Raw genomic sequence first — 25,219 nt, 5'->3', positions numbered from 1 at the left:
TAAAACGTGCTTAATAAAATTAAGCTCGTTTTATTTATTTTGCTTAAGAAAGAAATGGAACAGTGGTATATATGATACCTGCCCCATCATACTCTCCTGTCGCAAAGTATGAAAATGTAAAGAAACCTGTAACCGTAAAAATTACAATAAGGAAAAATGCGAAGATAAATTTTAACATGTAAGGTCCCCTCATCCAAAAATAACTTCATAGATTATTATAGTATACGAATATTTTATTTCCAATTGTTTACTGGTTAAAAATGAGAAGTCAGACATGTTTTGTATGTTGTAATGGAATGATTATTTGTAATGGATTTTGTGTTTTTTGTAAATGTCATGTTGTGATGGACGTGTGCATACTCCCAATCATAATCATTAAAATTTATGTTTCGGGGAGGGAGAAGTGGGACGACATCGAATAAGTTGACGAAACGAAAGCTACTAGCTACTTGTAGTTTATAATAATTTCGAAAAGCGATATCTCCTACTTTTGGAGAAGCGAATGTATAAAGTCCATACTGTGCGAAGGCAGTATTTATACGTGCATCTAATATGTGTAATGTGGCAAGCGCGCCACCTAGACTATGCCCAGTAGCTAGCAGTTTTTTATGTGCTGGCAATGATACGAGCATATCCATAATAGAATCACGACAAGACTCATAAATAGAGAGAAAACCGTTATGGACATTTCCGCCATTTAAAGCATAAGGATAAGGTTTTTGATTGACGAGAGAATCAATAATCCAATCTGGATCTGTTTGAGTGCCTCTGAAGGCAACGATAATTGTATCCTCAGATTCTAATATAAATCCGAACCATTCTGTTGTTTGAATGGCCTTTCCTTGAAAACCTTGTACATATTGAAAACCATCTGGTATTTCGAAAATACCATTTTGTTTATATTGTTCATACGTTAACTCACAACAAGAAGCTAACAGTATGGCAGTTTCTTTATCAAAGGATAAAGGAGTACGCATTAAGGTAGCCCTCCTTAAGAAAAGGTATAGTTTAATATATGCGGTGAGGAACTTGATTCATTCTTTTGGAGGTGGGGAATAGCTTGTATCGCTTACCTAAATCAGTGGAGGAAATTATAATGTCAAAATAAAACAGTGCCTGATAAGGGCACTGTTTACTCTTTTTCATCTCAAGGAATCGACTTTTTTAGTTATTCTTAATGAACTGACGCATGCGTTAGTTGCATAAGTAAGAGGTTTGAAAAAATAGCCTGTATATATTTGAATGATGAATAACTTACCTATTTTCTTGTGTTTGTTTACACTATATACAGAAAAAATCGAAAAACAAAACATATTATTTATCTGTTTGTTTTTGCTTCTTTTTCAAATACTCCGTACGCAATCTTTCAAGTTGCTGCTTTTTATCAAATTTGGCAGGCTTCTGTTTTTCATGAAACTTTGCCACAGCTACCTGACTTTTGGAATCCAATTGATATTTTCCCACTTTGTTCACCTACTTTTCTTGTCTCTAAAGAGAATCTATTCAACAAATATAATATACCTTATTTTCCTGAAGTAAACCTTATTACTTTATTTTAACTGCTTTTTCTCGTTTGTAGACGTAAATTAAAACACCCTTTCACTTCAATTACTGCAAGCAAGGGTGTTTTAATTTTATTATTTTATTAGTTGATTGCCATGCCCACATAAGGGCACAGTTTACTCTTTCCCATCTAATAAACGACCAAGTCCACCTAATACACTACCTTCACCGCTGCCTTGCGCTGCTGGGCTTGTCAGGCGTGCTGCTAAGCGGCTAAGTGTTAAGGACTGAATCCAAACTGTTCCAGGTCCTTCTAACGTTGCGAAGAATAAACCCTCACCGCCAAATAGAGCTGTTTTTACTTTTCCAACGAACTCGACGTCGTAGTTAACGTCTTTTGTCATGGCAACGAGACAGCCTGTATCGATGCGAAGTTTTTCACCAGGTTTTAGTTCACGCTTATATACAGTTCCGCCTGCATGCATGAAAGCAAGTCCATCACCTTCGAGTTTTTGCATGATGAAACCTTCGCCGCCGAAGAAACCAGTTCCGATTTTTTTCGTAAACTCGATTCCGATAGAAACGCCTTTTGCTGCACAAAGAAATGCATCTTTTTGACAAACTACTTTTCCTTGATATTCTGTTAAATCTACAGGAATAATTTTACCTGGATAAGGGGCAGCAAATGATACGTGGCGCTTGCCGTGACCTGTATTTGTAAATACAGTCATAAACATGCTTTCACCTGTAACGAGACGCTTACCAGCGCCCATTAATTTTCCGAATAAACCTCCAGATGGGCCAGAACCATCACCGAAGATTGTTTCCATTTCTATGTAATCTTCCATCATCATCATTGCGCCAGCTTCTGCGATCACGCTTTCTTCTGGATCTAACTCAATTTCAACAAACTGCATATCATCGCCGTATAACTTATACTCGATTTCGTGTGCTCTCATTTTTTTTCACCTCGTATGTAATAGATACTTATATTGTACAGAATTTAACAGGATTAGAATACTTTAGTTTTGTTAATTTTTAAATAAAGTGGGAGTATCGAAACTGATTATCAGCTCCCACCAATTGAGCTGTCCGCAAATGGCGGGATAAAATATGAATATGGAAATTCAACATTATATTAAAATTATAAAAAAATGGTGGAATGAAAGTGTTCTCATTTGACGTTTTGGATATAGCGTGATATAGTGAAATCACTATTGAGCTACATAATGTGGTACGGAAATAAAGCACGTTGAATTAAAGGCTGTAAGCTTGTTATACATTCATGTCCTTTATATCCACCTTTTCATGTGGATTCATAGTTTCATTTTTATTTAGGAGGTACATGACATGCAAACAGGTAAAGTTAAATGGTTTAACAGCGAAAAAGGTTTCGGTTTCATCGAAGTTGAAGGTGGAGACGATGTATTCGTTCACTTCTCAGCTATCCAAGGTGACGGATTCAAAACTTTAGAAGAAGGTCAAGAAGTTTCTTTCGAAATCGTTGAAGGTAACCGTGGACCACAAGCTGCTAACGTTACAAAAAACTAATTAGCTAGCGATAAAAAGCATTCCGATTTTCGGAATGCTTTTTTTTATTCTTTGGAGCTCGACTCATTTGAAGATAATTCACCTTTGAAGGTACGTTCTTCAAAATCATCAAGCATTTGTTCATATTCTTCATGCTCTTCTGTAGCGAAAACTTGTGGGTTTTTCCCGTACATATCCGTACCGATAAAGTTTTCAAAATCCTCCACGTAGCCTACGTTTTCTTCACTATTCACGTACATGCCATTATAGTTTTTTGAATCTTGTCTTTCTAAATCGGACGGTGTTTCAGACGTTCCGTAATTTGCGACATCTTGCCACGCATCTTCCGCATCGTACTCAACAGAATGATCCTCATCATGCTTGTGAAAAGAAGGGGATAACACTTCTTCTTCAACTGGTCGTGTATTCATATTTAACTTATTTGTCGCGTGCTGGATGCATGTTGTAGCAGTCGGCATTGCTTCCAATCTTTCAAATGGAATTTCTTCGCCAGACACTTCGCAAATGCCGTACGTACCTGCTTCTATTTTTTGCAGGGCATGTTTCGTATCCGCTAGTTGTTTATGCCAAAGTTCAATAAGCCCGAAGTCTTTTTCACGTTCATATAGCTCTGTTGCCATATCAGCTGGATGATTATCGTAGCTAGATAATTCCCCAACGGAATCACGTTCAGATGCACGATCTTCATTTTCATGTGTTTGTATCGTTTGCTCTAGTTCTTGTTTTTGCTTTTCTAAAACGGATTTAAATTGATTTATTTGTTGTGGAGTTAACATAGTCGTCCACCTTCCTACAATTCAGTTTCTTTACATAGTATGAGCGTTGCGAGGAGGAATTATGAGCTGAAATTGGTATATGAAAAAGGAGCCGCATTAGCAGCTCCTTTTAAAGGAAATATCCAAGTAATAATCCGATTCCCATGAGGAGACCGAAGATTGTGTTTGTTTTTGCTGTTGCTATCATCGCAGGTACCATTTCCATTGGAATGCTTTTGCCGATAAAGCCTTTCGTCGCTTTAAATGCTTTCGGTGCACTTAAAAATACGATAAGCATCCATGGTGATACGATGCCCACGATAATTAAAGCAATTGTCCAAATATAGGAAACGATGAACATAGAAGCGAGTACACCAACGGCTCTTTCACGTCCAACGAGAATGGCTAACGTTTTACGACCGTTTTCTTTATCGCCATCTAAGTCACGGATGTTATTCGCTAGTAAAATGGCACCAATTAAAATGGAGCTTGGAATAGATAGTAAAATGACTTCCGATGTTACAGCCCCAGTTTGAATAAAGAATGAAATCCCGATAATAATGACACCCATAAACAATCCGGCTGTTAACTCTCCAAATGGTGTATACGCAATGGGAAGTGGGCCGCCTGTATAAAGGTAAGCAACGGCCATACAAACAAGACCGATTGCAGCAAGCCACCAGCTAGAATTCATACAAATATAAACACCTAATAGTATTGCGATGCCGAAAAATCCAAATGCTAAGTTAAGCACTGTTTTTGGCTGAATGCCATCGCGAACGATAGCGCCGCCGATACCGACTGAACCTTCGTGATCGAGCCCTCTTTTATAATCAAAGTATTCATTAAACATGTTTGTTGCTGCCTGAATGAGAAGACAAGCAAGAAGCATTATAAGGAAAAGAGGGAGATGTATTTGATTTATACCTCCGACCTGCATTGCATAGGCTGTTCCGATGAAAACAGGAACGAAAGCTGCTGTTAATGTATGGGGACGTAGTAAACTCCACCAAATGCGCCAGCCTGTTTGCTTACTTGGCTTTGGCGCCGTAGGAGAGGAATTCGTTTTGACGTTCATTTCCATGTTGAATCCTCCTTTGGTCACATATTGTACACAACTAAGTGTAGAAAAAGCATCATTTAGTGTCAACGTTTATTTTCTAGGAAGAGAAGGTGAATTTCTCAGAAATGCTAAACGTTGACAGGCCTTTCGTTTGAGGTGTATCTTAAAATCAAGCGTAATTATGACTATTTTTCGCCCATAGGGGGGAGACAATTGTGATTCAAACGAAACAAATAGGCTTGCAAGAAGTTCTAAGTGCGGCCATTAAGCGTGCAACTGATGAAAAAATATTGGTGAGCTTCGTAAAACAAATAGACTGGATGGATCCGCTTCTGTTTTATGCAGCAGGAAAAAGGATTGCATTCGAAAATAGATGTTATTTTGCAGACCCAGCTCAGCATGTAATATTTGCTGGAATTGGTTCTGTTTTCACTATAGCAACTGCTTCTCACAAACGCTTTCAAACTGCTCGTGACGAGTGGGATAAAGTAAAAGAGAAAGCATTTGTACAAAGGGAAAAATACGAATTTGGAACAGGTCCTCTTTTATTTGGCGGGTTTTCATTTGACCAAGAAAAAGAGAAAACAGATTTATGGAAAGAATTTGATGATACGACATTTTCACTACCAGCATTTTTATTAACTGTAAAAAATGAAAAAGCATGGTTAACAATGAATACATTCGTTTCAGCAACAGATTGTGCAGAAACTCTTTATAACGAAATTGTTTCTTTAGAAGAGAAAATTTTTGAGAAGAGTAAATGTGCACTACAAGGATCGAAATTAACAGTTACTTCTAAAGTAGAAGTGGATCCGAAAGGCTGGATGAAGGCTATTGAGAAAGTGCAAGATGAGATGAAGCAGGGGAACGTGCAGAAGGTTGTATTAGCGAGGGAGCTAAAAGTAGAGATGGATCATCATATTGATTCTGCGCTTGTTTTAGAAGCACTTCGCATTGGGCAACCGGATTGTTACGTATTTTCTTTTGATTATAAAGGAGCATGCTTCTTAGGAGCGACGCCAGAGAGATTAATTCGCAAAGAAGATGAGAAGTTTACTTCAATGTGTCTTGCTGGTTCAACTGGTCATGGTCAATCTATAGAAGAAAGTAAGCGAAATAGTGATGCGCTTCTTCATGATGAAAAGAATTTAGCTGAACACGGTTATGTTGTGAGCATGATCAGGTCGGTATTAAATGAGCACTGCGAATACGTTAATATTCCAGAAAGTCCAGGTTTATTAACAACGAAAAATTTAATTCATTTATATACGCCTGTAGAGGCAAAAGGCGATGCGAGTCTTTTAACGATGGTAGAAGAATTACATCCAACACCAGCTCTTGGCGGGACACCTCGTTTAGAAGCGATGAAATTAATTCGTGATGTTGAATTGCTAGATAGAGGATTATATGGTGCACCGATTGGCTGGATAGATGATGAAGGAAATGGTGAATTTGCGGTTGCACTTCGCTGCGGATTATTAAATGGCGAGAAGGCATCCTTATTTGCCGGTTGCGGGATTGTAATTGATTCAGTACCGCAACTTGAATATGAAGAAACAAGTTTGAAGTTTAGACCGATGCTTGGTGCTTTGGAGGAATTAATGAAATGAACAATCATATAGAAGCATTATCATATTATTTAGGCGCGTTCGTGGATGAACTGACGCGTCTAAATGTATGTGATGTTGTCATTAGTCCAGGCTCACGGTCAACGCCGATTGCTCTACTAATGGAACAACACGAAGGAATGAACACATATTTACATGTAGATGAAAGATCTGCAGGATTTTTTGCGCTCGGTATCGCAAAAGCGATAAAACGTCCGGTTGCATTATTATGTACGTCAGGAACGGCAGCAGCGAACTACTATCCAGCTGTATGTGAAGCTTTCCATTCACGAGTGCCGCTTATCGTCTTAACAGCGGATAGACCGCATGAATTAAGAGATGTCGGTGCACCACAAGCGATGAATCAATTTAATTTATACGGTACTTTTGTGAAACAATTTACAGAGATGGCACTGCCAGAAGCAAGTGAAACGATGTATCATTATGCTCGTATGACGACGCAGCGCACGATAGCAAATGCTTGTTTAGCGCCGCAGGGTCCTGTTCATCTTAATTTTCCAGTTCGCGAGCCACTTATACCTGATTTCTCACTAGAAAGCTTATGGGATAAAGGGCGTAGTGAATATACAGGAGTAGTTCAACAAGGAAACGCGGTGATGCCGAGTGAATATGTAGATTCTCTTGTAGGGCGCCTTTCACATATGGAAAAGGGGCTTATTATTTGTGGAGATGATAGTCATGCAGAAATCGCAATGTTTGCGGTAGAATTAGCTGAAAAAACTGGCTATCCTATATTAGCAGACCCACTTTCTAATATTCGTAGCGGACAGCACGATAAAACGATGGTAATTGACTGTTATGATACATTTTTACGAAATGAACAGTTAAAAGAAACATGGAAACCGGATGTTTTAATTCGCTTTGGTGGTATGCCTGTTTCTAAATCGTTAACGCAGTTCATAAAAAAACAAACGAAAGCAGTTCATATCGTTGTCGATGAATCAGGACAATGGAGAGACCCAGCTCTTGTTGCGACAGAAGTTGTGCAAGCAAGTGACATTGAATTCTGCAAGGCATTAATAGAAAAAATGCCAGTTATGAAAAAGAATGATTGGTTCCGAATGTGGCAACATATAAACGAAAAAACGAAGGAAACGCTTCGTGAAATGGAAACATATGAAACTGCATTTGAAGGAAAGGTTATTACAGATATTGTGCGCGTATTACCAGAAGACGCAACATTATTTGCGAGCAATAGTATGCCAATTCGTGATACAGACTCATTCTTCTTCACATCGGATAAAAACATCCATGTGATGGCAAACCGCGGTGTAAATGGTATTGATGGAATCATTTCGACAGCTCTAGGAGCGAGCGTTATTTGTGACCCACTTGTATTAGTGATTGGTGATTTATCATTTTATCACGATTTAAATGGACTGTTAGCAGCAAAATTACACGAATTAAATATAACGATTGTCGTTGTAAATAATGATGGTGGCGGTATTTTCTCATTCTTACCACAATATGAGAAAAAGGAACACTTCGAATCGTTATTTGGAACACCGATTGGGCTTGATTATGAACATGTTGTCAAAATGTATGGCGGTTCATTTAGTCGTGTAAATGGTTGGGAGCAATTCCGAGAAGAGGTACAAAAAGGAACAAGGGCGGAAGGTTTACACGTTGTAGAAATTTGTACGAACCGTGATGAAAACTTAACATTGCATCGTAAATTATGGGCAAAAACGCAGGACGTAATTACTGCATCGTTGCAAGGTGAATCAAAATGAACGTAACACTGCAAGGTGTATCGTATGAATATGAAGTAGTCGGAAGCGGGGAACCACTTCTACTTCTTCATGGTTTTACGGGAAGCATGGAAACGTGGCGTTCTTTCGTTCCTTCTTGGAGCGAGCAATTTCAAGTCATTTTAGTAGACATTGTTGGGCACGGAAAAACAGAAAGCCCTGAAGATGTGACGCATTATGATATTCGAAATGTAGCATTGCAAATGAAAGAACTACTAGATTATCTTCATATTGAAAAAGCGCACATACTCGGCTATTCAATGGGCGGTAGACTGGCAATTACGATGGCATGTCTATATCCAGAATATGTACATTCTCTTTTATTAGAAAATTGTACAGCTGGGCTTGAAAGGGAAGATGAGCGGGAAGAACGCTGTGAAAAAGATGAGCGACTTGCTCACAAAATTGAGCGAGAAGGCATCGAAAGTTTTGTAACAATGTGGGAAAATATTCCGCTATTTGAAAGGCAAAAAAGTTTAGAACAAAACGTACAAGAAGCAGTGCGAAAAGAAAGACTTGCTAACAATCCAAAAGGGCTCGCAAATAGCTTGCGCGGCATGGGAACAGGGGCTCAGCCTTCTTGGTGGAATGAGCTGCAAAACTTAAAAATGCCTGTTCTTTTAATGAACGGGGAGCATGATGAAAAGTTCTTTCGCATATTAAAAAACATCGAAAAATGCGTCTCTGACGCGAAATTTGTCAAAATTGATGGTGCTGGCCATGCAATTCATGTGGAACAACCGGAAAAGTTTGATACAATAGTAAAGGGATTTCTAAAAACTATGCAGTGATGCTTTTTTCAGTTAAGAATGAAGTTACACTTATAGAGGAGATCAGAAATATACAAGGAGGTAGTTGTAATGGCTATTGAATGGGTAAAAGAAGGCAATTACGAAGATATTATTTATTCAACATACAATGGTATCGCAAAGATTTCGATTAACCGCCCTGAAGTACATAACGCATTCCGTCCTAAAACGGTAATGGAGTTAATCGACGCTTTTGCACATGCTCGTGATGATGCAAATGTTGGCGTTATCATTTTAACAGGTGAAGGTGGACGTGCATTCTGTTCTGGCGGCGACCAAAAAGTTCGCGGTCATGGTGGATATGTAGGTGACGACCAAATCCCTCGTTTAAATGTATTAGATTTACAACGTCTAATTCGCGCAATTCCTAAACCAGTTATCGCAATGGTAGCAGGTTATGCAATCGGTGGAGGACACGTACTTCATATCGTATGTGATTTAACAATCGCTGCAGACAATGCTGTATTTGGACAAACAGGTCCTAAAGTAGGAAGCTTTGACGGTGGATACGGAGCTGGTTACTTAGCTCGTATGGTAGGACACAAGAAAGCTCGCGAAATTTGGTACCTATGCCGCCAATATAACGCACAAGAAGCGCTTGATATGGGCTTAGTAAACACAGTAGTACCATTAGAACAACTTGAAGCAGAAACAGTACAATGGGCAGAAGAAATTTTAGCAAACAGCCCAATGGCACTTCGCTTCCTAAAAGCTGCATTCAACGCAGACACAGACGGTCTAGCTGGTATTCAACAACTAGCTGGAGATGCAACGTTATTGTACTACACAACTGACGAAGCAAAAGAAGGTCGCGACGCATTCAAAGAAAAACGCAGTCCGGACTTCGGTCAATTCCCTCGTTTCCCGTGATCAAACCAAAAGCGAAAGTAGCTCGTTCAGAATGTGAGGGGGATGGAGCTTCTGACGTAGAGGCGCTTTTTGCCTCGTAGGAAGGCGTGAAACGACCGACTGTTCTAGCCGCTGTAACTAGATGAGATTAACCGGAAACAAAACAACTAAGAGACTTGATGTCATATCAAGTCTCTTTCTTTCATGAAAGGAGAATGTATGATGAAAACTATGCCAAATTGGTTAAAGCAACGTGCATTTTTAACACCAGATCGCACTGCAATTGAAATAGAGGAAGAGAAAGTTACTTTTATGCAGCTGCATGAAAAAGTAGTATCTGTTTGTGAACACCTCACGCATGTTGGAGTGAAGCGTGGGCAAAAGGTGGCTGTTCTGATGAAAAATGGTATGGAGATGATTACAGTTATTCACGCCCTATCTTACGTAGGTGCAGTAGCTGTGCTTTTAAATACGCGTCTTTCAAGAGAAGAGCTACTTTGGCAAATGGATGATGCTGAAGTTATTTGTTTAGTGACGGATCAAGATTTTGAGGCTAAAGATATTCCTGTATATTCATTCGCCGAAGTGATGAATGGACCAAAAGAGGAAGCCTCTATACAAGAAGAGTTTTCTTTAGAAGAAGCGATGACAATTATTTATACGTCTGGGACGACAGGGACACCGAAAGGCGTTATTTTAACGTACGGGAATCACTGGTCAAGCGCGGTTGGCTCTGCGCTTAACTTAGGCCTTCGTGATGACGATTGCTGGTTAGCTTGTATGCCGATGTTCCACGTTGGCGGGCTATCTCTTATAATGAAAAATATTATGTATGGCATGCGCATTTTACTCGTTCCGAAATATGATGCTGATTTTATTCATAAAGCACTTCAAACGAGAGGCGTTACGATTATTTCTGTCGTTTCTAAAATGTTGACTGATTTATTAGAGAGACTTGGAGAAGGGACATACCCATCTTCTTTAAGATGCATGTTACTTGGTGGAGGACCAGCGCCGAAACCACTATTAGAAACGTGTGTAGATAAAGGAATTCCTGTATATCAAACGTACGGTATGACAGAAACGTCTTCACAAATTTGTACGTTATCAGCTGATTACATGTTAACGAAAGTAGGATCAGCCGGAAAACCACTATTTCAGTGCCAACTCCGTATTGAAAAAGATGGCGTAGTAGTGTCGCCATTTGCGGAAGGTGAGATCGTAGTAAAAGGACCAAACGTAACAGGCGGTTATTTTAACCGCGAAGATGCGACGCGCGAAACAATTCAAAACGGATGGCTTCATACTGGTGACCTCGGTTATTTAGACGAAGAAGGATTTTTATACGTATTAGATCGACGCAGTGATTTAATTATTTCTGGCGGAGAGAATATATATCCGGCTCAAATTGAAGAAGTGTTGCTTTCTCATCCGATGGTTGCGGAAGCAGGTGTGGTCGGGATGACTGACGATAAATGGGGACAAGTACCGGCTGCTTTTGTTGTAAAAAATGGAGAAGTAACAGAAGAAGAAATTCTTCATTTTTGCGAGGAGAAATTAGCGAAATATAAAGTGCCGAAAAAAGCATGTTTCTTAGAGGAATTACCACGAAACGCTTCGAAAAAATTGTTAAGACGAGAGTTAAGACAATTAGTGGAGGAGATGTAGGTGGAAATAAAAAAAGCGACGCTACATATAACGGAAATGCCACTCGTAATCCCGTTTGCTGCAAGCTACGGGACGTATAAAAAGCGTGAAAGTATCGTCATTGAATTAGAAGATACGGACGGATACATTGGATTTGGCGAAGTCGTTGCGTTTTCTGAACCGTGGTACACGGAAGAAACAGTGAAGACAGCGCTACATGTACTTCAAGATTTTTTATTACCGGATTTATTAAAGGCGGAGATTTCTCATCCGAATGAAGTACCTGGTTTGTTCAAACATATAAAGAGAAACCGAATGGCAAAGGCCGGAATAGAGGGGGCTGTTTGGGATTTATATGCGAAGCGCCAAAAGAAATCGCTAGCGACAGTACTTGGCGGAACTAGTCATGAAATTGAAGTCGGCGTTGTAATTGGCCTTAATACGATTCCAGTTATGTTAAAACAAATCGAGAAGTATGCAGAAGAAGGATACGAGCGTTTTAAAGTGAAAATAAAGCCAGAGCATGATTACGAATTATTGAAAGAGATTCGAAAAGAGTTTCCGTATATCCCGCTAATGGCAGATGCAAATTCAGCATATACATTAGGGGATACGGAGAGGCTGAAACGACTAGATGAATTCCAATTAATGATGATTGAACAACCGTTAGCCGATTATGATTTTCTTGATCACGCGGAGTTGCAAAAGAAAATTGAAACGCCCATTTGTTTAGATGAAAGTATTCATAGTTTAGAAGATGCACGCGTTGCGATTACCCTTGGTAGCTGCCAAATTGTGAACATTAAACCAGGGCGAGTGGGCGGATTAACAGAATCGGTTCAAATCCATAATTATTGCATGGAGCATAACATATCAGTTTGGTGCGGCGGTATGGTAGAGATGGGGATTTCACGAGCGCAAAATGTTGCCCTTGCTTCACTGCCGAACTTTACGATTCCAGGTGATATATCTGCTTCTAGTAGGCACTGGGAGAGGGATATTATTTCGCCGGAAGTGATGCTTGAGAGCGGGAAAGTGATGGTGCCGCAAAGTGTTGAAGCTGAGTATGAAGTAGATCGCGGAAGGCTGGCGGAGATTACGAAGCAGCGGCTTGCTTTGGAGCGGTAAATTGAGTCTTTAAAATAGCGGGCGAATTTCGTCGTTAATTGTCGGTAAGTCGATATATTTCAATAATCGCTAATATAATTTGAGTTACGGTCGATATAATTTTATTTACTAAGGTTACTCCCGTGAGTAGCCTTTTCTTATTGTACAAATTGGATAGACTAGTTTACAATCGAGCGTATAAAGTGAAACTTTAATCAGTGGGGCATCCCCACTGATTATTAGTTGAACCAATCGGGCTTTTATGGGCAGTTGATCTTCCACCTAACTTCTTTGATTCACCCGAATTTTGAGGTGGGAGTCTTACTGCCCGCAAATAGCGGGGTAAAGGGGGAGTAAAATGAAGCGCATTTCAATTTTAATAGCGGATGATGAGGCAGAAATTGCTGATTTAATTGAGATACATTTAGAAAAAGAAGGGTACCACGTCGTGAAAGCAGCTGATGGAGAAGAGGCAATTCATGTTATTGAAACGCAGCCAATCGACTTAGTGGTTTTAGATATTATGATGCCGAAAATGGATGGGTATGAAGTGACGCGCCAAATTCGTGCGAAGCATCATATGCCAATCATTTTCTTAAGTGCGAAAACGTCTGATTTTGATAAGGTGACAGGTTTAGTATTAGGCGCAGATGATTATATGACGAAGCCTTTTACACCGATTGAATTAGTTGCACGTGTAAATGCACAATTACGCCGATTTCTTACGTTAAATCAGCCGAAAGTAGCGGAGAATAAATCAGCTTTAGAGGTAGGCGGAGTCGTTATTGATCCGGAGCGAAGAACGGTAAATGTGTACGGAGAACAAGTTGAATTAACACCGAAAGAGTTTGATATTTTATATTTATTAGCGAGCCATCCGAAGAAAGTGTACAATGTGGAAAATATTTTTCAGCAAGTATGGGCGGATGATTATTATGAAGGCGGAAATACAGTTATGGTACATATTCGTACATTGAGGAAAAAACTTGGAGAAGATAAAAGAAAGGACAAGTTAATAAAAACAGTGTGGGGAGTAGGGTATACTTTCAATGGCTAAAAAGATGAGAAGTTTTCGTTCGAAGATGGTTATGCTATTTGCGTTAAGTATGATATTTGCTGGTGGCGTAACGTATATCATTTATCAAGGGTTACGGATTTATTACAAATTAGTCGTTCGTTATGAGGATCCGTTAGCGCAAGTGCGGTTCATGATAAAACAAATTGGGGATGTTAATTTCTTTTTAATTCTTTTCATCCCGCTATCCATTATGTTTTTCTTCTTCCTTACTAAACCATACTTAAAATACTTTGATGAGATTTCAAGCGGGATTCATCATTTGGCGAACGGAGATTTTTCAAATGAAGTGCGTATTTCATCAAACGATGAGTTTGGAGATATCGCACATGAAATAAATGTTGCGAGTGAAAAGTTAAAAGAAGCGGTGGAAAGAGGAGATTTTGCTGAAAGTAGTAAAGATCAGCTCGTTGTGAATTTAGCTCATGATTTAAGAACACCGTTAACATCCGTGTTAGGATATTTAGATTTAATTCTTAAAGATGAAAATTTAACAAAAGAACAAATTAAACATTTCTCCACAATTGCATATACAAAATCGCAAAGACTGGAAAGTTTAATTGATGAGCTATTCGAAATTACACGTATGAATTATGGCATGCTAAAGCTGGATAAAAAGCCGATTGATATAAGTGAGTTGCTTATACAGCTAGAGGAGGAATTGTATCCGTTATTAGAAAAACATCATTTAGAAGCAAGATTGAATGTGGATCCTCATTTACCGATGCACGGTGATGGAAAATTGCTAGCTAGAGTATTTGAAAACTTGTTAACAAATGCCGTACGTTACGGATATGATGGGCAATTTGTTGATATGAACGGGTATGTTGATAATGGAGAAGTTGTCGTACAAATTATGAATTACGGAGATAGCATTCCGGAAGAAGATTTACCGTATCTTTTTGATATGTTTTATACAGGTGATAAAGCAAGGTCAGAGAACCGTGGCGGGACGGGACTTGGATTATTCATTGCTAAAAATATTGTCGAGCAGCATAACGGTACGATTTCTGCTGAAAGCAATGTAGTTAGAACGATATTTGAAGTACGATTGCCAAAAGACGAGAATGTAACAATTTAATAAAAATTTAAACTTTACCCCACTTTTTATTTTAATAGTTTTTTCTATTCTATACGTAAGTTACGTTAAGGAGGAAATAGAAATGAAAAAGTGGGTATTTATTTCTTTTTTTATAGCATGCACAGTATGTGTAGGCGTTTATATATCACCGTTATTTCAAAAGGAAATCGATGTTAAAATTGTCGGAAAAGATGAGCTAGTAAAGGCGGCAAACAACGAGAGGAAAGAGATTACGAAGGAACAAATTTATAAGGGCGATTTATTATTAGTTAACAGGGATTATCCAGTAAAAAAAGATAGTATTAGGTCTGATATTATAAATGTAAATCATAATAGTGAATTAGTGAGAGGCTATGTAATATTTGATAGAAATCTTCGTTTATCAAAGGATGTTGTGAAAAAGTTTTTGAACGTTGTCGATGCGGCTGGAAAAGAAAGTGTTAACCATTTTTTGATTAGTAGTGGCTATAGAGATTTCCAAGAGCAAAAACAGTTATATGAAAAAATGGGATCTGATTATGCACTTCCAGCAGGATACAGTGAACATAATTTAGGATTATCACTGGACATTGGGTCTACTCAAAAGAAAATGGAGAAAGCGCCTGAAGGAAAATGGATTGAAGAGAACGTATGGAAGCATGGCTTTATATTACGTTATCCGAAAAATAAAAGTAACATTACTGGAATTCAATATGAGCCATGGCATATCCGTTATGTCGGCCTACCTCATAGCGCAATTATGCAAAAAAAGAATTTCACACTAGAGGAATATTTAGAGTTCTTAAAAGAGGAAAAAGAGATTTCAACTGAAGTAGAAGGTAAGAAATATACTGTTTCTTATTATAAAGTTTCTGGGAATATGAAAGTGAATGTTCCAGCAAATAAGCAGTATGCAATTTCCGGGAACAATATGGATGGGGTTATTGTGACGGTTCAGGAATAGAGAAAAAGGCTGTGCCATTTGGGACAGCCTTTTCTTATATAAGAAAGGAATTGACGTTTCTTGTCTGTAAATCGATATTCCTTGTCGAATCGTTGATATAAATTCCTATACTATTAGCATTTTGAAGGAGCATCTTTTGATTTACTTTTAAACATTATAACGTTATATTTACTTATTCCTTTTTTTATGTTACGCTAAACGTGTGAAAGAGACATAAAATGAAACTTTAATGTAAGCGCATTCTTATGGCTTCTTATAGAAAAGGGTGGAAGTACAATGACAGAACGATTCGTACTACGTAATGTGAAACGTGTGAACGGGGAAGAGATTGACATTGTAATTGAAAATAATAAAATCGCACAGGTGACGAAAGCTGGTGTTGGTGAGGGTGGAAAGGTTCTTGATTACTCTGGTACTTACGTATCGAGTGGTTGGATTGATTTGCATGTTCACGCTTTTCCAGAGTTTGATCCGTATGGCGATGAGGTTGATGAAATTGGCGTTAAGCAAGGGGTAACGACAATTGTTGATGCGGGTAGTTGCGGTGCTGATCGCATTGCAGATTTAGTAAAAAGTAGAGAGCAGGCAAAAACGAATTTATTTGCCTTTTTAAATATTTCTCGCATCGGTTTGAAACGAATTGATGAATTATCCAATATGGAATGGATCGATAAAGAGAAAGTAATAGAAGCAGTAGAAAATTATAAAGATGTAATCGTTGGGTTAAAAGCGAGAATGAGTAAAAGTGTCGTTTGTGATAGTGGAATTGAACCGCTTCATATAGCGCGCTCTTTATCTCGCGAAACATCATTACCGATTATGGTACATATCGGTTCAGCGCCTCCTCACATTGAGGAAGTTGTACCTCTTTTAGAAAAAGATGATGTCATTACACATTACTTAAACGGGAAAGAAAATAATTTATTTGATGAAGAAGGTAAACCGTTACCTGTATTACTAGATGCAGTGAATCGCGGTGTGCATTTAGATGTTGGACATGGTAATGCTAGTTTTTCATTTAAAGTAGCAGAGGCCGCAAAGCGTCACGATATTGCTTTTAATACAATTAGTACAGATATTTACCGGAAGAATCGCGTGCACGGTCCCGTGTATAGTATGGCTCACGTTCTTTCGAAATTCCTTTACTTAGGTTATCCGCTAGAAGAAGTGATTGACGCGGTTACGAAAAATGCAGCAGAGTGGCTGAAAAAACCAGAGTTTGGCCGCATTCAAGAAGGAGATATTGCAAACTTAACTTTATTTACGGTGAAAGATGAGAAGGTTACGTTAATAGATTCAGAAGGGGATCAGCGCATTGCTGAAAGAAGAATTGATACGAAAGGGGTTGTAATTAATGGGTCATTCATTGAATGCTAAGTACGGATTAAAAAGAGTGATTAATGCGAGTGGTAGAATGAGTATTTTAGGTGTATCTGCTCCGACAGATACAGTTATGGATGCGATGAAACATGGGGGACAAAATTATGTGGAAATTGCTGATTTAGTAGATAAAGCAGGAGACCATATTGCAAGAATTCTAGATTCAGAGGCAGCGGTCGTTGTGAATTCAGCATCGAGCGGAATTGCGCTTTCTATCGCTGGTATCGTTACTGAAGGAAATCGCCGTAAAAGTGAAAGACTTCATCAAGAGGTAATCGCGAAAAACGAAGTGATCATGTTAAAAGGTCATAACGTTCAATACGGTGCTCCAGTTGAAACGATGATTTATTTAGGCGGAGGAAAACTTGTAGAAGTTGGCTACGCAAATGAAGGGAAAGCAGAGCATATTGAAGATGCAATTGGTGAAAATACAGCAGCGATTCTATATGTGAAATCGCATCATGCCGTGCAAAAAAATATGATTTCTGTTGAAGAAGCATGGGAAGTCGCGCAAAGAAATAACGTACCACTTATCGTGGATGCGGCAGCTGAAGAAGATATTCAAAAATATGTGAAGTATGCAGACCTTGCCATTTATAGTGGTTCAAAGGCAATTGAAGGGCCTACTTCTGGTATTGTTGGCGGGAAACGAAAATATATTGAGTGGCTGAAAGTGCAATTACATTGCATTGGAAGAAGCATGAAAGTTGGGAAAGAAACAACTTTTGGTTTACTTCAAGCACTTGATGAGTACGGAGTAAAAGAAGATAAGAGTGAGCAAGAAAAAGAGTTATTACAAGTACTTATGCCGCTAAAAGAATTAAACGGTGTAAATGTAACAATCGTTCAAGATGAAGCGGGAAGAGCAATCTTTAGAGCACGTATTCATATTAACGAAAAAGAGTTAAATAAATCGGCAAAAGACGTTGTGACAGCATTACGCGAAGGAGAAATTGCAATCTACACACGTGATTACGGAGTAAGACAAGGATTCTTTGATATCGATCCACGTCCACTTCAAGGTGATGACATACATGTGATTGAAGAAAAATTGAGAGAAATTGTAGGGGGAAATTAAAATGACAAACATTCAAAAACGTTTTTATAAAGGCCGCGTAGCATTAAATGTATTAGCAAACAATATAGAAAATGCGAAAGATATTTTTGAAGCAGCAGAAGGTTATGTAGTAGTAGGCGTATTATCAAAAGATTATCCAACAGTAGAAGAAGCTGTTACAGCGATGAAAGCATACGGAAAAGAAATTGATGACGCTGTATCAATTGGACTCGGAGCTGGAGATAATCGCCAAGCAGCAGTTGTAGCTGAAATTGCGAAGCATTATCCTGGTAGTCATATTAACCAAGTGTTCCCTTCAGTTGGAGCGACACGTGCAAATCTTGGCGGAAAAGATAGCTGGATTAATAGTTTAGTATCACCAACAGGAAAAGTAGGGTACGTAAATATTTCTACTGGTCCAATTAGTGCAGCAGGGGAAGAAAAAGCAATCGTTCCAATTAAAACAGCGATCGCACTTGTACGTGATATGGGCGGAAATTCATTGAAATACTTCCCAATGAAAGGTTTAGCTCATGAAGAAGAATATCGCGCAGTTGCGAAAGCTTGTGCGGAAGAAGGATTTGCATTAGAGCCAACAGGCGGAATTGATAAGGAAAACTTTGAAACAATTGTACGTATTGCGCTTGAAGCAAACGTAGAGCAAGTTATCCCGCACGTGTACTCTTCTATTATTGATAAAGAAACTGGCAATACGAAAACAGAAGATGTTCGTGAATTATTAGCAGTCGTGAAGAAGTTAGTTGATCAATATGCGTAAGAAAATTGCAGCGTTCGGCGAAGTAATGATGCGCCTGCAAGTACCAGGATATGAATTGTTGTCGCAAGCAAACACATTAAATTACTCATTTTCTGGTACAGGTGTGAACGTGGCAGCAGCACTTTCTCATCTAGGGCATGAAGGGCTTCTTATTTCAACTTTACCGGAAAATTCGGTTGGGGATGCGGCATTATCTTACATTCAAAAGTTAGGTGTGCAAACCTCGCTTGTTTCAAGAGGCGGCAAATATGTGGGTATGTACTTTTTAGAAAATGGATTTGGTACACGTGCAAGCCGCGTTACATATTCAAATCGATTAGAAAGTAGCTTCAATACGGCATGTGAAGAAATGTATCAATTTGAAGAAATCGCAAAGGAAATTGATATCGTTCATTTTTGCGGCATTACACTTGCGATGAATGATACGGTGCGCCATCATATAAAATCTTTGGCGAAAGCAGTGAAAGAAAACGGAGGAACTGTCGTCTTTGATTGCAACTATCGTCCATCTCTTTGGGGAGAAGACGGGTATGAGCAGGCGAAACCACATTATGAAGAAATGCTGGCTCTTGCTGATATCGTTATGATGAACGAAAAAGATGCGATGTTTGTTCTTGGAATGAAAACAGAAAAGACGGAGCGAGAGGCGCAACTTGTTGATCTTATTCCAAAGGCAGCTGAAACATATCATATCGCTACAATCGCTGGTACACATCGCTCTATTAATAGCGATAATACACACTCGCTTCGCGGATTTATATGTAAAGATGGTGCGTTCACTTTTGCAAAAACACTTACGTTTTCTGTATATGATAGAATAGGTGCTGGAGATGCTTATACGAGCGGGATTATTCATGGCGAGATAGAAGAGTTTGCACCAGAGAAAGCTGTTTCATTTGCGTCAGCAGCTGGAATGCTTGCACATACAATCGTCGGTGATACGCCAATGTCATCAGAGAAGGATATACTTCGGGCAATGACGACATCAGTAGGTGATGTAGAAAGGTAGTGGGTGTAACGGTGAACGTAACGAGAAAAAAAGGACCATTATATTTACAAATAAAAAATATTATTCGTGATCGAATATTGCATGGTGTATATGCGATTCATACAAATATTCCTTCCGAACCACAGTTAGAAGAAGAGTTCAAAGTGAGCAAAATTACAGTGCGAAATGCGATTAAAGAACTCGCTCAAGAAGGATATTTGGAAAAGAAAAGCGGTAAAGGAACGAAAGTCATCCGTAACACTTCTGCGACAAAGTTGTCAAAGGGAAAGAAATTTACTGAAGTGTTAGTGGAAGAAGGCTATAAAGTACAGAAGAAATTGCTAAAAGCAGAAATCGTTCAGAATGAAGAAGGAACAGTGCCATTTCAATTATTCGGTAAAGAGAGTTTTCGTATTGAACGTTTATATACGTTAAATGATGCACCGTATATTCATTATACGCACTATTTCTCAGCGAAAATGGCAAGTACAGATTTATCGGATTTTGATTTACAATCGCTTTACGATTTAGTCGAGGACCGAGGCATTCATTTAGAAAACTTCAGAGATGAATTCGCTGTTGGACTTGCGTCTAGTTTCGTTGCAGAAGCGTTAGGTGAAAAAGAGGGGACAGCGCTATTAAAACGTATGCGTTATTCTTACGATGAAGTTGGCGAAGTAATTGAATATAGCGAAGGCTACTACAATACAGAAATGCAGCATTATGTAGTGAATTATGACGTATAAAAAAGAGGGTATTTGCCCTCTTTTTTTATAAAGTAAGGGGAATGCGAGATGGATATATACTTATTAATCGTCACGTTACTTGCAATTGCGATTGTTATTTTAGGGGTATCATGGTGGAAATGGCATGCATTTATTAGTTTAACAGTTGCGAGTTTATTTTTAGCTATCATGTCTGGATTGAATTTAACGAAGATAGTGACTGCCTATGAATCTGGTGTTGGTAGTGTACTAGGGCATTTAGTTGGTATTTTAGCTCTCGGTACAATTTTAGGAAAAATGATGTCCGATTCAGGGGCCGGCATGCAAGTGGCAGATTTCTTTATTCGATTTTTCGGTGTGAAGAAACTACCGTGGGCTATGTTATTTGCAGGATTTGTTATAGGGATTCCAGTATTTTTTGAAGTGGGGATCGTCATTTTATTACCACTCGTTATTTCCATCCGAAAAACGACGAAGCAAAATATATTATTAATTGCGTTACCTGTCATTGCTGGATTATCTATTGTTCACGGGCTAGTGCCTCCGCATCCAGGTGCGATGACAGCAATCGGTATTTATAACGCGAACTTAGGAAAGGTACTTTTATATTCATTACTTATCGCGCTACCAGCAGCTATTATCGCAGGACCGATATTTGCAAAGTGGGTACATAAAAGGGTTATACCTGAAAATGAACCAGAGCTTATTCGAGTTACGACTGTCTCAACTGATTTACCGAGTCGTAAAGTTTCATTCTTTATTATTTTATTACCAGTTGTATTGATGATTTTATCAGTCGTTGCACCATATATTTCATTACCGAAAAAGATGACTGAATTTTTTGTATTTATCGGAAGCCCAGTAATTGCTTTACTTATTTCATGTTTCGCAGCATTTTATTTACTTGGGATAAGACAAGGAATTAATAAAAAGATGATTAAAAAATTAACGGATGAAAGTTTATTACCAGTCGGTTCCATTATTTTAATTATCGGTGCAGGCGGTGGATTTAAACAAATATTAATTGAAAGTGGCGTTGGAACAGCGATTGCGCAAATGGCAGAGCATATATCGTTATCACCAATTGTATTAGCTTTCATGGTAGCTGGATTAATTCGAATTGCAACAGGTTCAGCAACAGTAGCGTTAACGACAGCAGCGGGAATTGTTTCACCAGTTATTCAGCACATGTCTGGTGTGAATTTAGAATTGCTCGTTATAGCAACCGGTGCAGGTTCATTAATGTTTTCTCACGTAAATGATGCAGGGTTCTGGCTTGTAAAAGAATATTTAGGTTTGACAGTAAAAGAAACGTTTAAAACGTGGACGGTGCTGGAAACATTGTTATCATTTATTGCATTCGGTTTTGCTCTTTTGTTGAATATGTTTCTTTAAAGGATACCTGAATAGGTATCCTTTTTTAATAAAGTCCAATTCCTAAAACAAGCCCGTTTTTAGGTAAGCCAAGCTTCCTATTCGCCCTGAAAACATAATATAAATGGAATCCCCTCATTTAGAACAAGAGGAACTTGTTATGAATGATACTAAAGGAGGAATAGGGTAATGAGCGAAAAGTGTGAACACAGACATGATGATTGTAACCGCAGACATGGTTGCGGCGGCGGTTTTGCGCTTCTAATCGTATTGTTTATTTTATTAATCATCATCGGTGCTAGCTGCTTCGGCGGTGGCGGTTCTTGTGGTTATGGTGGTTACGGCGGTTATGCTGGCGGCTACGGTGGATATTGCTGCTAATTAAAAACTATTGAAAATGGCCTTGTGCGTATTGCACAAGGCCATTTTATTCATATTTTTATGTGTTGTGATAATTTATTAATATATATAGATCGGATTAAGAAGAAGAAAATGATCTCAATAATCCCGAATAAAGTGAGTACGATACATGTCTCTTTCAGTAATGAGAAAGAAAACATGCTTTGTAAAAACTTAATGGCGAATATTGTATGAATACCAGCAACAATATAAGGAACGAAAAATAATATTCCTAATTGAATCGTTGCAGAACGAAACATTTCTGATTCTGTTAAGCCAAGTTTTGTAATCGTAATATACTTTTGTCTTTCAGTTGTTAAGTCGTTATACATACGGAAATATAAAACGCTAGCCGCACCGATAAAGAAGATAAAGCCAAGAAATGCCCAAATAAAGAATTGAGCAACTGCATTCCCTTTACCGTAAATGAGTTCATCCGTAGCTGTATATATGAAGAAAGGAACTTGAGCGTTCTCTTCTGTATGCTTTTCGTAGAACTTACGTGCATCGCCACTAATAACACGTAACATATTTTTTGTTGGAACGATTGCATTTTCCCAGTTTTCTACGAAGTAGTTATAGATTACGGTTGTTTCAATATGAGGAATCATATTATCAAATACATAATCTTGTACGACAGCTAAATGTGGGAATGCAAAGGATGGTTCTATTCCTTTATTAATAAACCCTTTAATATGAAATTCTTTTTTATTAGATCCAAGTGTAATCGTATTATGCTTTGCAAATGGATTAGATACGAGATTGAGAAGTTCTGGTGAGTGGCGAGAAATAATATACACTTCTGTAGAATCAATTGTTATTTCCGGCCTTTTCAATTGTTTAGCAATTGCGTTATAATCACTCATCTTCATAAGCATAATGTCTTCTTTTGAAGCTGTATCTTTTACTACTGTAAACTTATATTTTCTGTACTGAAAATTACTATTTGTAAGCTCAGTTTCAATTGCAGTAATATGCTTTTGTTCAAGGGAATTGTCACCTTCTGATGTATAAGTGAAGGGGACGGGATATCGTTCTAGTACCGATGCTGTTGTATTGTTATTAGCAGCGAATAAACCAATAATAATCGTAAATGCTAGTGCAGATAGCATAGAAACGATAAAGAGTACATTAATATTACTACGAGTCCGGTTAGCTAAATCTGAAATCCATAACATATTTATTTGCTTCATATAAAACTTTCTCCGCTTTTTCAAAATAAAGATAAAGAGAAGAAATGTTTGTGAAAAGAATAAATATGTTCCTACCACTACGAGCGGTAAAATAGATAGCATAATTAAGAATACAGATCCATTTTGTGCATTTTTTTCTGTTATATAGCCTTGCGGATAACCAGCGATATAATAGCATAGTGCTAAACAAATTAAAGCAAATAATGAAATGAGTATAGACGGTCTTTTTTCGCTTTTTTCCTTTTTACTATTTTTAATTAATCGAGTTGTTTTACGAGTACGAATAAACATCGGTGTAAACGTAGATACGATGAGAAATAAAATAATAAAAGTTATTGTCGTTACGATAATAGCTTCTGTTGGCCAATATAAATAGAGGCCTTTTGCGTTTGTTAATTTAGAAGTAACGAGTAAGAAAAAGTTAGAAAAAACAAGACCGCCTTGAATACCAGCAAAAATAGCGAGCATTCCAATAATCATATTTTCAGTAAACAAAAGACGTTTTAATTGTTTTTGAGATATACCGAGAACAGTTAAAACGCCGAATTGCTGCTTCCGAACATTTAAAAATGTTCCGATTGAATATAAGAGAAAGAAGAACGAGAACAAAACGATAACAAACTGTGCCATGCCGGCTAAGTTCATCAGTGGATCTTGTTCCTGTAATTTATTCATAATTTGTAAGCGTGGATGATACGCGTATACAGTAAATGAAAAGAAAACCATAATAGAAAAAGCACTACTTACAAAATAAGCGAAATATGCTTTAGAATTACGCGAGACATTTTTAAATGCGAATTGCCAAAATGTCATCCACGTCTTCCTCCTAATAATGCTAAAACATCTAATATTTCTTGATAAAATTTCTCACGGTACAATCCGCGGTGTAGTTCATTGTAAAGCTCTCCATCTTTAATGAAAATAACACGGTTACAATAACTTGCTGCAAACGGATCGTGCGTAACCATTAAAATCGTTGCATCTTCTTCTTTATTTAATTTCGTAAATAGCTCCATTACGTCAATTGCCGCTTTTGAATCTAAGTTTCCTGTCGGTTCATCGGCAAGTAGAAGTGAAGGATGATGAATAACAGCACGTGCTACTGCAGTACGCTGTGCTTGTCCTCCAGAAACTTCAAAAATACGCTTGTCCAAAATATGATCAATTCCAAGCTTTTTTGAAATGTTATCAAGCTTTTCATCCATTTCTTTTAATGGAACATTATCTAATGTTAAAGGTAGTACGATATTTTCACCGATTGTTAGTGTATCTAGTAAGTTAAAGTTTTGGAAAACAAATCCTAACTCTTGTCTTCGGAAAATAGCTAACTTCTCTCTACGAAATGTGTGCGGTTTTTTTCCGTTAATCACGACATCACCAGAAGTCGGAGAATCGATTGTAGAGATAACGTTTAAAAATGTAGATTTCCCGCTACCAGATGGTCCCATAATGGCAACGAATTCCCCTTTATCCACGTGTAAATTTATATTTTTTAAAGCAGTATGAGGGACTTTTCCCTCATATACTTTTGAGACGTTTTTTATGTGTAATACTTCTTCCATA

General features: G+C 38.1%; 25 protein-coding genes. 17 read left to right on the top strand and 8 right to left on the bottom strand.

From position 1 onward, the window contains the following. Positions 1 to 43: 43 nt before the first annotated feature. The 4 genes from BAQ53_RS26400 to BAQ53_RS23075 all read right to left on the bottom strand — a co-directional run bounded on the left by BAQ53_RS26400 (position 44) and on the right by BAQ53_RS23075 (position 2,462). Positions 44 to 178 carry a hypothetical protein gene (locus BAQ53_RS26400; RefSeq protein ID WP_000911065.1) on the bottom strand — a complete coding sequence of 45 codons (135 nt, stop codon included), beginning with the start codon at positions 176 to 178 and terminating at the stop codon, positions 44 to 46. Positions 179 to 254: 76 nt separating this feature from the next. Beyond that, on the bottom strand, positions 255 to 977 hold the full coding sequence (locus BAQ53_RS23085; RefSeq protein WP_089148177.1) for a lipase family protein: 723 nt from the start codon (positions 975 to 977) through the stop codon (positions 255 to 257). A 337-nt stretch (positions 978 to 1,314) separates the two neighbouring features. Continuing rightward, complete coding sequence (locus tag BAQ53_RS23080; RefSeq protein ID WP_000521643.1) at positions 1,315 to 1,464, bottom strand: hypothetical protein; 150 nt, start codon at positions 1,462 to 1,464, stop codon at positions 1,315 to 1,317. 215 nt (positions 1,465 to 1,679) lie between these two features. Further along, the gene (locus BAQ53_RS23075) at positions 1,680 to 2,462 is read right to left on the bottom strand and encodes a TIGR00266 family protein (RefSeq protein ID WP_001201258.1); all 783 of its coding nucleotides are present in this window, start codon (positions 2,460 to 2,462) and stop codon (positions 1,680 to 1,682) included. A 391-nt stretch (positions 2,463 to 2,853) separates the two neighbouring features. On the opposite strand from BAQ53_RS23075, the gene cspD reads away from it, so the two are divergent. Continuing rightward, entirely contained in the window at positions 2,854 to 3,054 is a 201-nt protein-coding gene (cspD, locus tag BAQ53_RS23070) for a cold-shock protein CspD (protein WP_001193054.1), read from the top strand. A 44-nt stretch (positions 3,055 to 3,098) separates the two neighbouring features. Here the strand turns inward: cspD and BAQ53_RS23065 are convergent, their stop codons facing one another. Together BAQ53_RS23065 and BAQ53_RS23060 are read right to left on the bottom strand one after the other, a co-directional pair. Then, complete coding sequence (locus BAQ53_RS23065; RefSeq protein ID WP_000957367.1) at positions 3,099 to 3,830, bottom strand: yteA family sporulation protein; 732 nt, start codon at positions 3,828 to 3,830, stop codon at positions 3,099 to 3,101. Between the two features lie 109 nt (positions 3,831 to 3,939). Next, positions 3,940 to 4,893: a 1,4-dihydroxy-2-naphthoate polyprenyltransferase gene (locus BAQ53_RS23060; protein WP_000425763.1), complete on the bottom strand. Its 954-nt coding sequence runs from the start codon at positions 4,891 to 4,893 to the stop codon at positions 3,940 to 3,942. Between the two features lie 194 nt (positions 4,894 to 5,087). On the opposite strand from BAQ53_RS23060, the gene BAQ53_RS23055 reads away from it, so the two are divergent. The 16 genes from BAQ53_RS23055 (at position 5,088) to BAQ53_RS22980 (ending at position 22,445) form a co-directional block, all read left to right on the top strand. Beyond that, positions 5,088 to 6,482, top strand: a complete 1,395-nt coding sequence (locus tag BAQ53_RS23055) for an isochorismate synthase (RefSeq protein ID WP_208906279.1) — start codon at positions 5,088 to 5,090, stop codon at positions 6,480 to 6,482. After that, positions 6,479 to 8,233: a 2-succinyl-5-enolpyruvyl-6-hydroxy-3-cyclohexene-1-carboxylic-acid synthase gene (gene menD / locus BAQ53_RS23050; protein WP_208906278.1), complete on the top strand. Its 1,755-nt coding sequence runs from the start codon at positions 6,479 to 6,481 to the stop codon at positions 8,231 to 8,233. Before BAQ53_RS23055 ends, menD begins: the two co-directional genes overlap by 4 nt. Further along, positions 8,230 to 9,042, top strand: a complete 813-nt coding sequence (gene menH / locus BAQ53_RS23045) for a 2-succinyl-6-hydroxy-2,4-cyclohexadiene-1-carboxylate synthase (protein ID WP_001103374.1) — start codon at positions 8,230 to 8,232, stop codon at positions 9,040 to 9,042. Before menD ends, menH begins: the two co-directional genes overlap by 4 nt. A 69-nt stretch (positions 9,043 to 9,111) precedes the next feature. Then, positions 9,112 to 9,930 carry a 1,4-dihydroxy-2-naphthoyl-CoA synthase gene (gene menB, locus BAQ53_RS23040; protein ID WP_000963875.1) on the top strand — a complete coding sequence of 273 codons (819 nt, stop codon included), beginning with the start codon at positions 9,112 to 9,114 and terminating at the stop codon, positions 9,928 to 9,930. A 201-nt stretch (positions 9,931 to 10,131) separates the two neighbouring features. Continuing rightward, positions 10,132 to 11,577 carry an o-succinylbenzoate--CoA ligase gene (locus BAQ53_RS23035; RefSeq protein ID WP_208906277.1) on the top strand — a complete coding sequence of 482 codons (1,446 nt, stop codon included), beginning with the start codon at positions 10,132 to 10,134 and terminating at the stop codon, positions 11,575 to 11,577. Next, positions 11,578 to 12,684 (top strand): o-succinylbenzoate synthase, encoded by a 1,107-nt coding sequence (gene menC, locus BAQ53_RS23030; RefSeq protein ID WP_208906276.1) that lies wholly within the window; start codon positions 11,578 to 11,580, stop codon positions 12,682 to 12,684. It begins immediately after the preceding gene. Positions 12,685 to 13,021: 337 nt separating this feature from the next. Next, the gene (locus BAQ53_RS23025) at positions 13,022 to 13,720 is read left to right on the top strand and encodes a response regulator transcription factor (RefSeq protein WP_000822498.1); all 699 of its coding nucleotides are present in this window, start codon (positions 13,022 to 13,024) and stop codon (positions 13,718 to 13,720) included. Further along, positions 13,713 to 14,819, top strand: coding sequence for a HAMP domain-containing sensor histidine kinase (locus tag BAQ53_RS23020; protein WP_001085277.1), 1,107 nt, complete (start codon positions 13,713 to 13,715; stop codon positions 14,817 to 14,819). The genes BAQ53_RS23025 and BAQ53_RS23020 overlap by 8 nt, the downstream gene beginning before the upstream one ends. Positions 14,820 to 14,901: 82 nt before the next feature. After that, on the top strand, positions 14,902 to 15,762 hold the full coding sequence (locus BAQ53_RS23015) for a D-Ala-D-Ala carboxypeptidase VanY (RefSeq protein ID WP_000759398.1): 861 nt from the start codon (positions 14,902 to 14,904) through the stop codon (positions 15,760 to 15,762). A 276-nt stretch (positions 15,763 to 16,038) separates the two neighbouring features. Continuing rightward, the gene (locus BAQ53_RS23010; protein ID WP_000139978.1) at positions 16,039 to 17,139 is read left to right on the top strand and encodes an amidohydrolase/deacetylase family metallohydrolase; all 1,101 of its coding nucleotides are present in this window, start codon (positions 16,039 to 16,041) and stop codon (positions 17,137 to 17,139) included. Next, positions 17,117 to 18,220 carry a DgaE family pyridoxal phosphate-dependent ammonia lyase gene (locus BAQ53_RS23005; protein WP_000510103.1) on the top strand — a complete coding sequence of 368 codons (1,104 nt, stop codon included), beginning with the start codon at positions 17,117 to 17,119 and terminating at the stop codon, positions 18,218 to 18,220. Before BAQ53_RS23010 ends, BAQ53_RS23005 begins: the two co-directional genes overlap by 23 nt. Before the next feature lies 1 nt (position 18,221). Next, a complete protein-coding gene (gene dagF, locus BAQ53_RS23000; protein ID WP_000181913.1) occupies positions 18,222 to 18,977 on the top strand; it encodes a 2-dehydro-3-deoxy-phosphogluconate aldolase in 756 nt (251 codons plus the stop codon). After that, positions 18,970 to 19,986, top strand: a complete 1,017-nt coding sequence (locus BAQ53_RS22995; RefSeq protein WP_208906275.1) for a sugar kinase — start codon at positions 18,970 to 18,972, stop codon at positions 19,984 to 19,986. Before dagF ends, BAQ53_RS22995 begins: the two co-directional genes overlap by 8 nt. Then, positions 19,986 to 20,711: a GntR family transcriptional regulator gene (locus BAQ53_RS22990; protein WP_061884699.1), complete on the top strand. Its 726-nt coding sequence runs from the start codon at positions 19,986 to 19,988 to the stop codon at positions 20,709 to 20,711. The genes BAQ53_RS22995 and BAQ53_RS22990 overlap by 1 nt, the downstream gene beginning before the upstream one ends. A gap of 48 nt (positions 20,712 to 20,759) precedes the next feature. Next, positions 20,760 to 22,085, top strand: a complete 1,326-nt coding sequence (gene gntP, locus BAQ53_RS22985) for a gluconate permease GntP (protein ID WP_000356150.1) — start codon at positions 20,760 to 20,762, stop codon at positions 22,083 to 22,085. Between the two features lie 168 nt (positions 22,086 to 22,253). After that, positions 22,254 to 22,445 carry a YjcZ family sporulation protein gene (locus tag BAQ53_RS22980; RefSeq protein WP_001290399.1) on the top strand — a complete coding sequence of 64 codons (192 nt, stop codon included), beginning with the start codon at positions 22,254 to 22,256 and terminating at the stop codon, positions 22,443 to 22,445. A gap of 50 nt (positions 22,446 to 22,495) precedes the next feature. On the opposite strand, the gene BAQ53_RS22975 is transcribed toward BAQ53_RS22980, so the two are convergent. Further along, positions 22,496 to 24,469: an FtsX-like permease family protein gene (locus BAQ53_RS22975; protein ID WP_208906274.1), complete on the bottom strand. Its 1,974-nt coding sequence runs from the start codon at positions 24,467 to 24,469 to the stop codon at positions 22,496 to 22,498. Beyond that, the gene (locus BAQ53_RS22970) at positions 24,466 to 25,218 is read right to left on the bottom strand and encodes an ABC transporter ATP-binding protein (protein ID WP_000393250.1); all 753 of its coding nucleotides are present in this window, start codon (positions 25,216 to 25,218) and stop codon (positions 24,466 to 24,468) included. Before BAQ53_RS22970 ends, BAQ53_RS22975 begins: the two co-directional genes overlap by 4 nt. Position 25,219: the final 1 nt, after the last annotated feature.

This window comes from Bacillus sp. B25(2016b), from assembly GCF_001679765.1.
GTDB classification, from domain to species: Bacteria; Bacillota; Bacilli; order Bacillales; family Bacillaceae_G; genus Bacillus_A; species Bacillus_A thuringiensis_K.
Note: the sequence above shows the minus strand (reverse complement) of the source record. Positions and strands in the feature narration are given on the sequence as shown.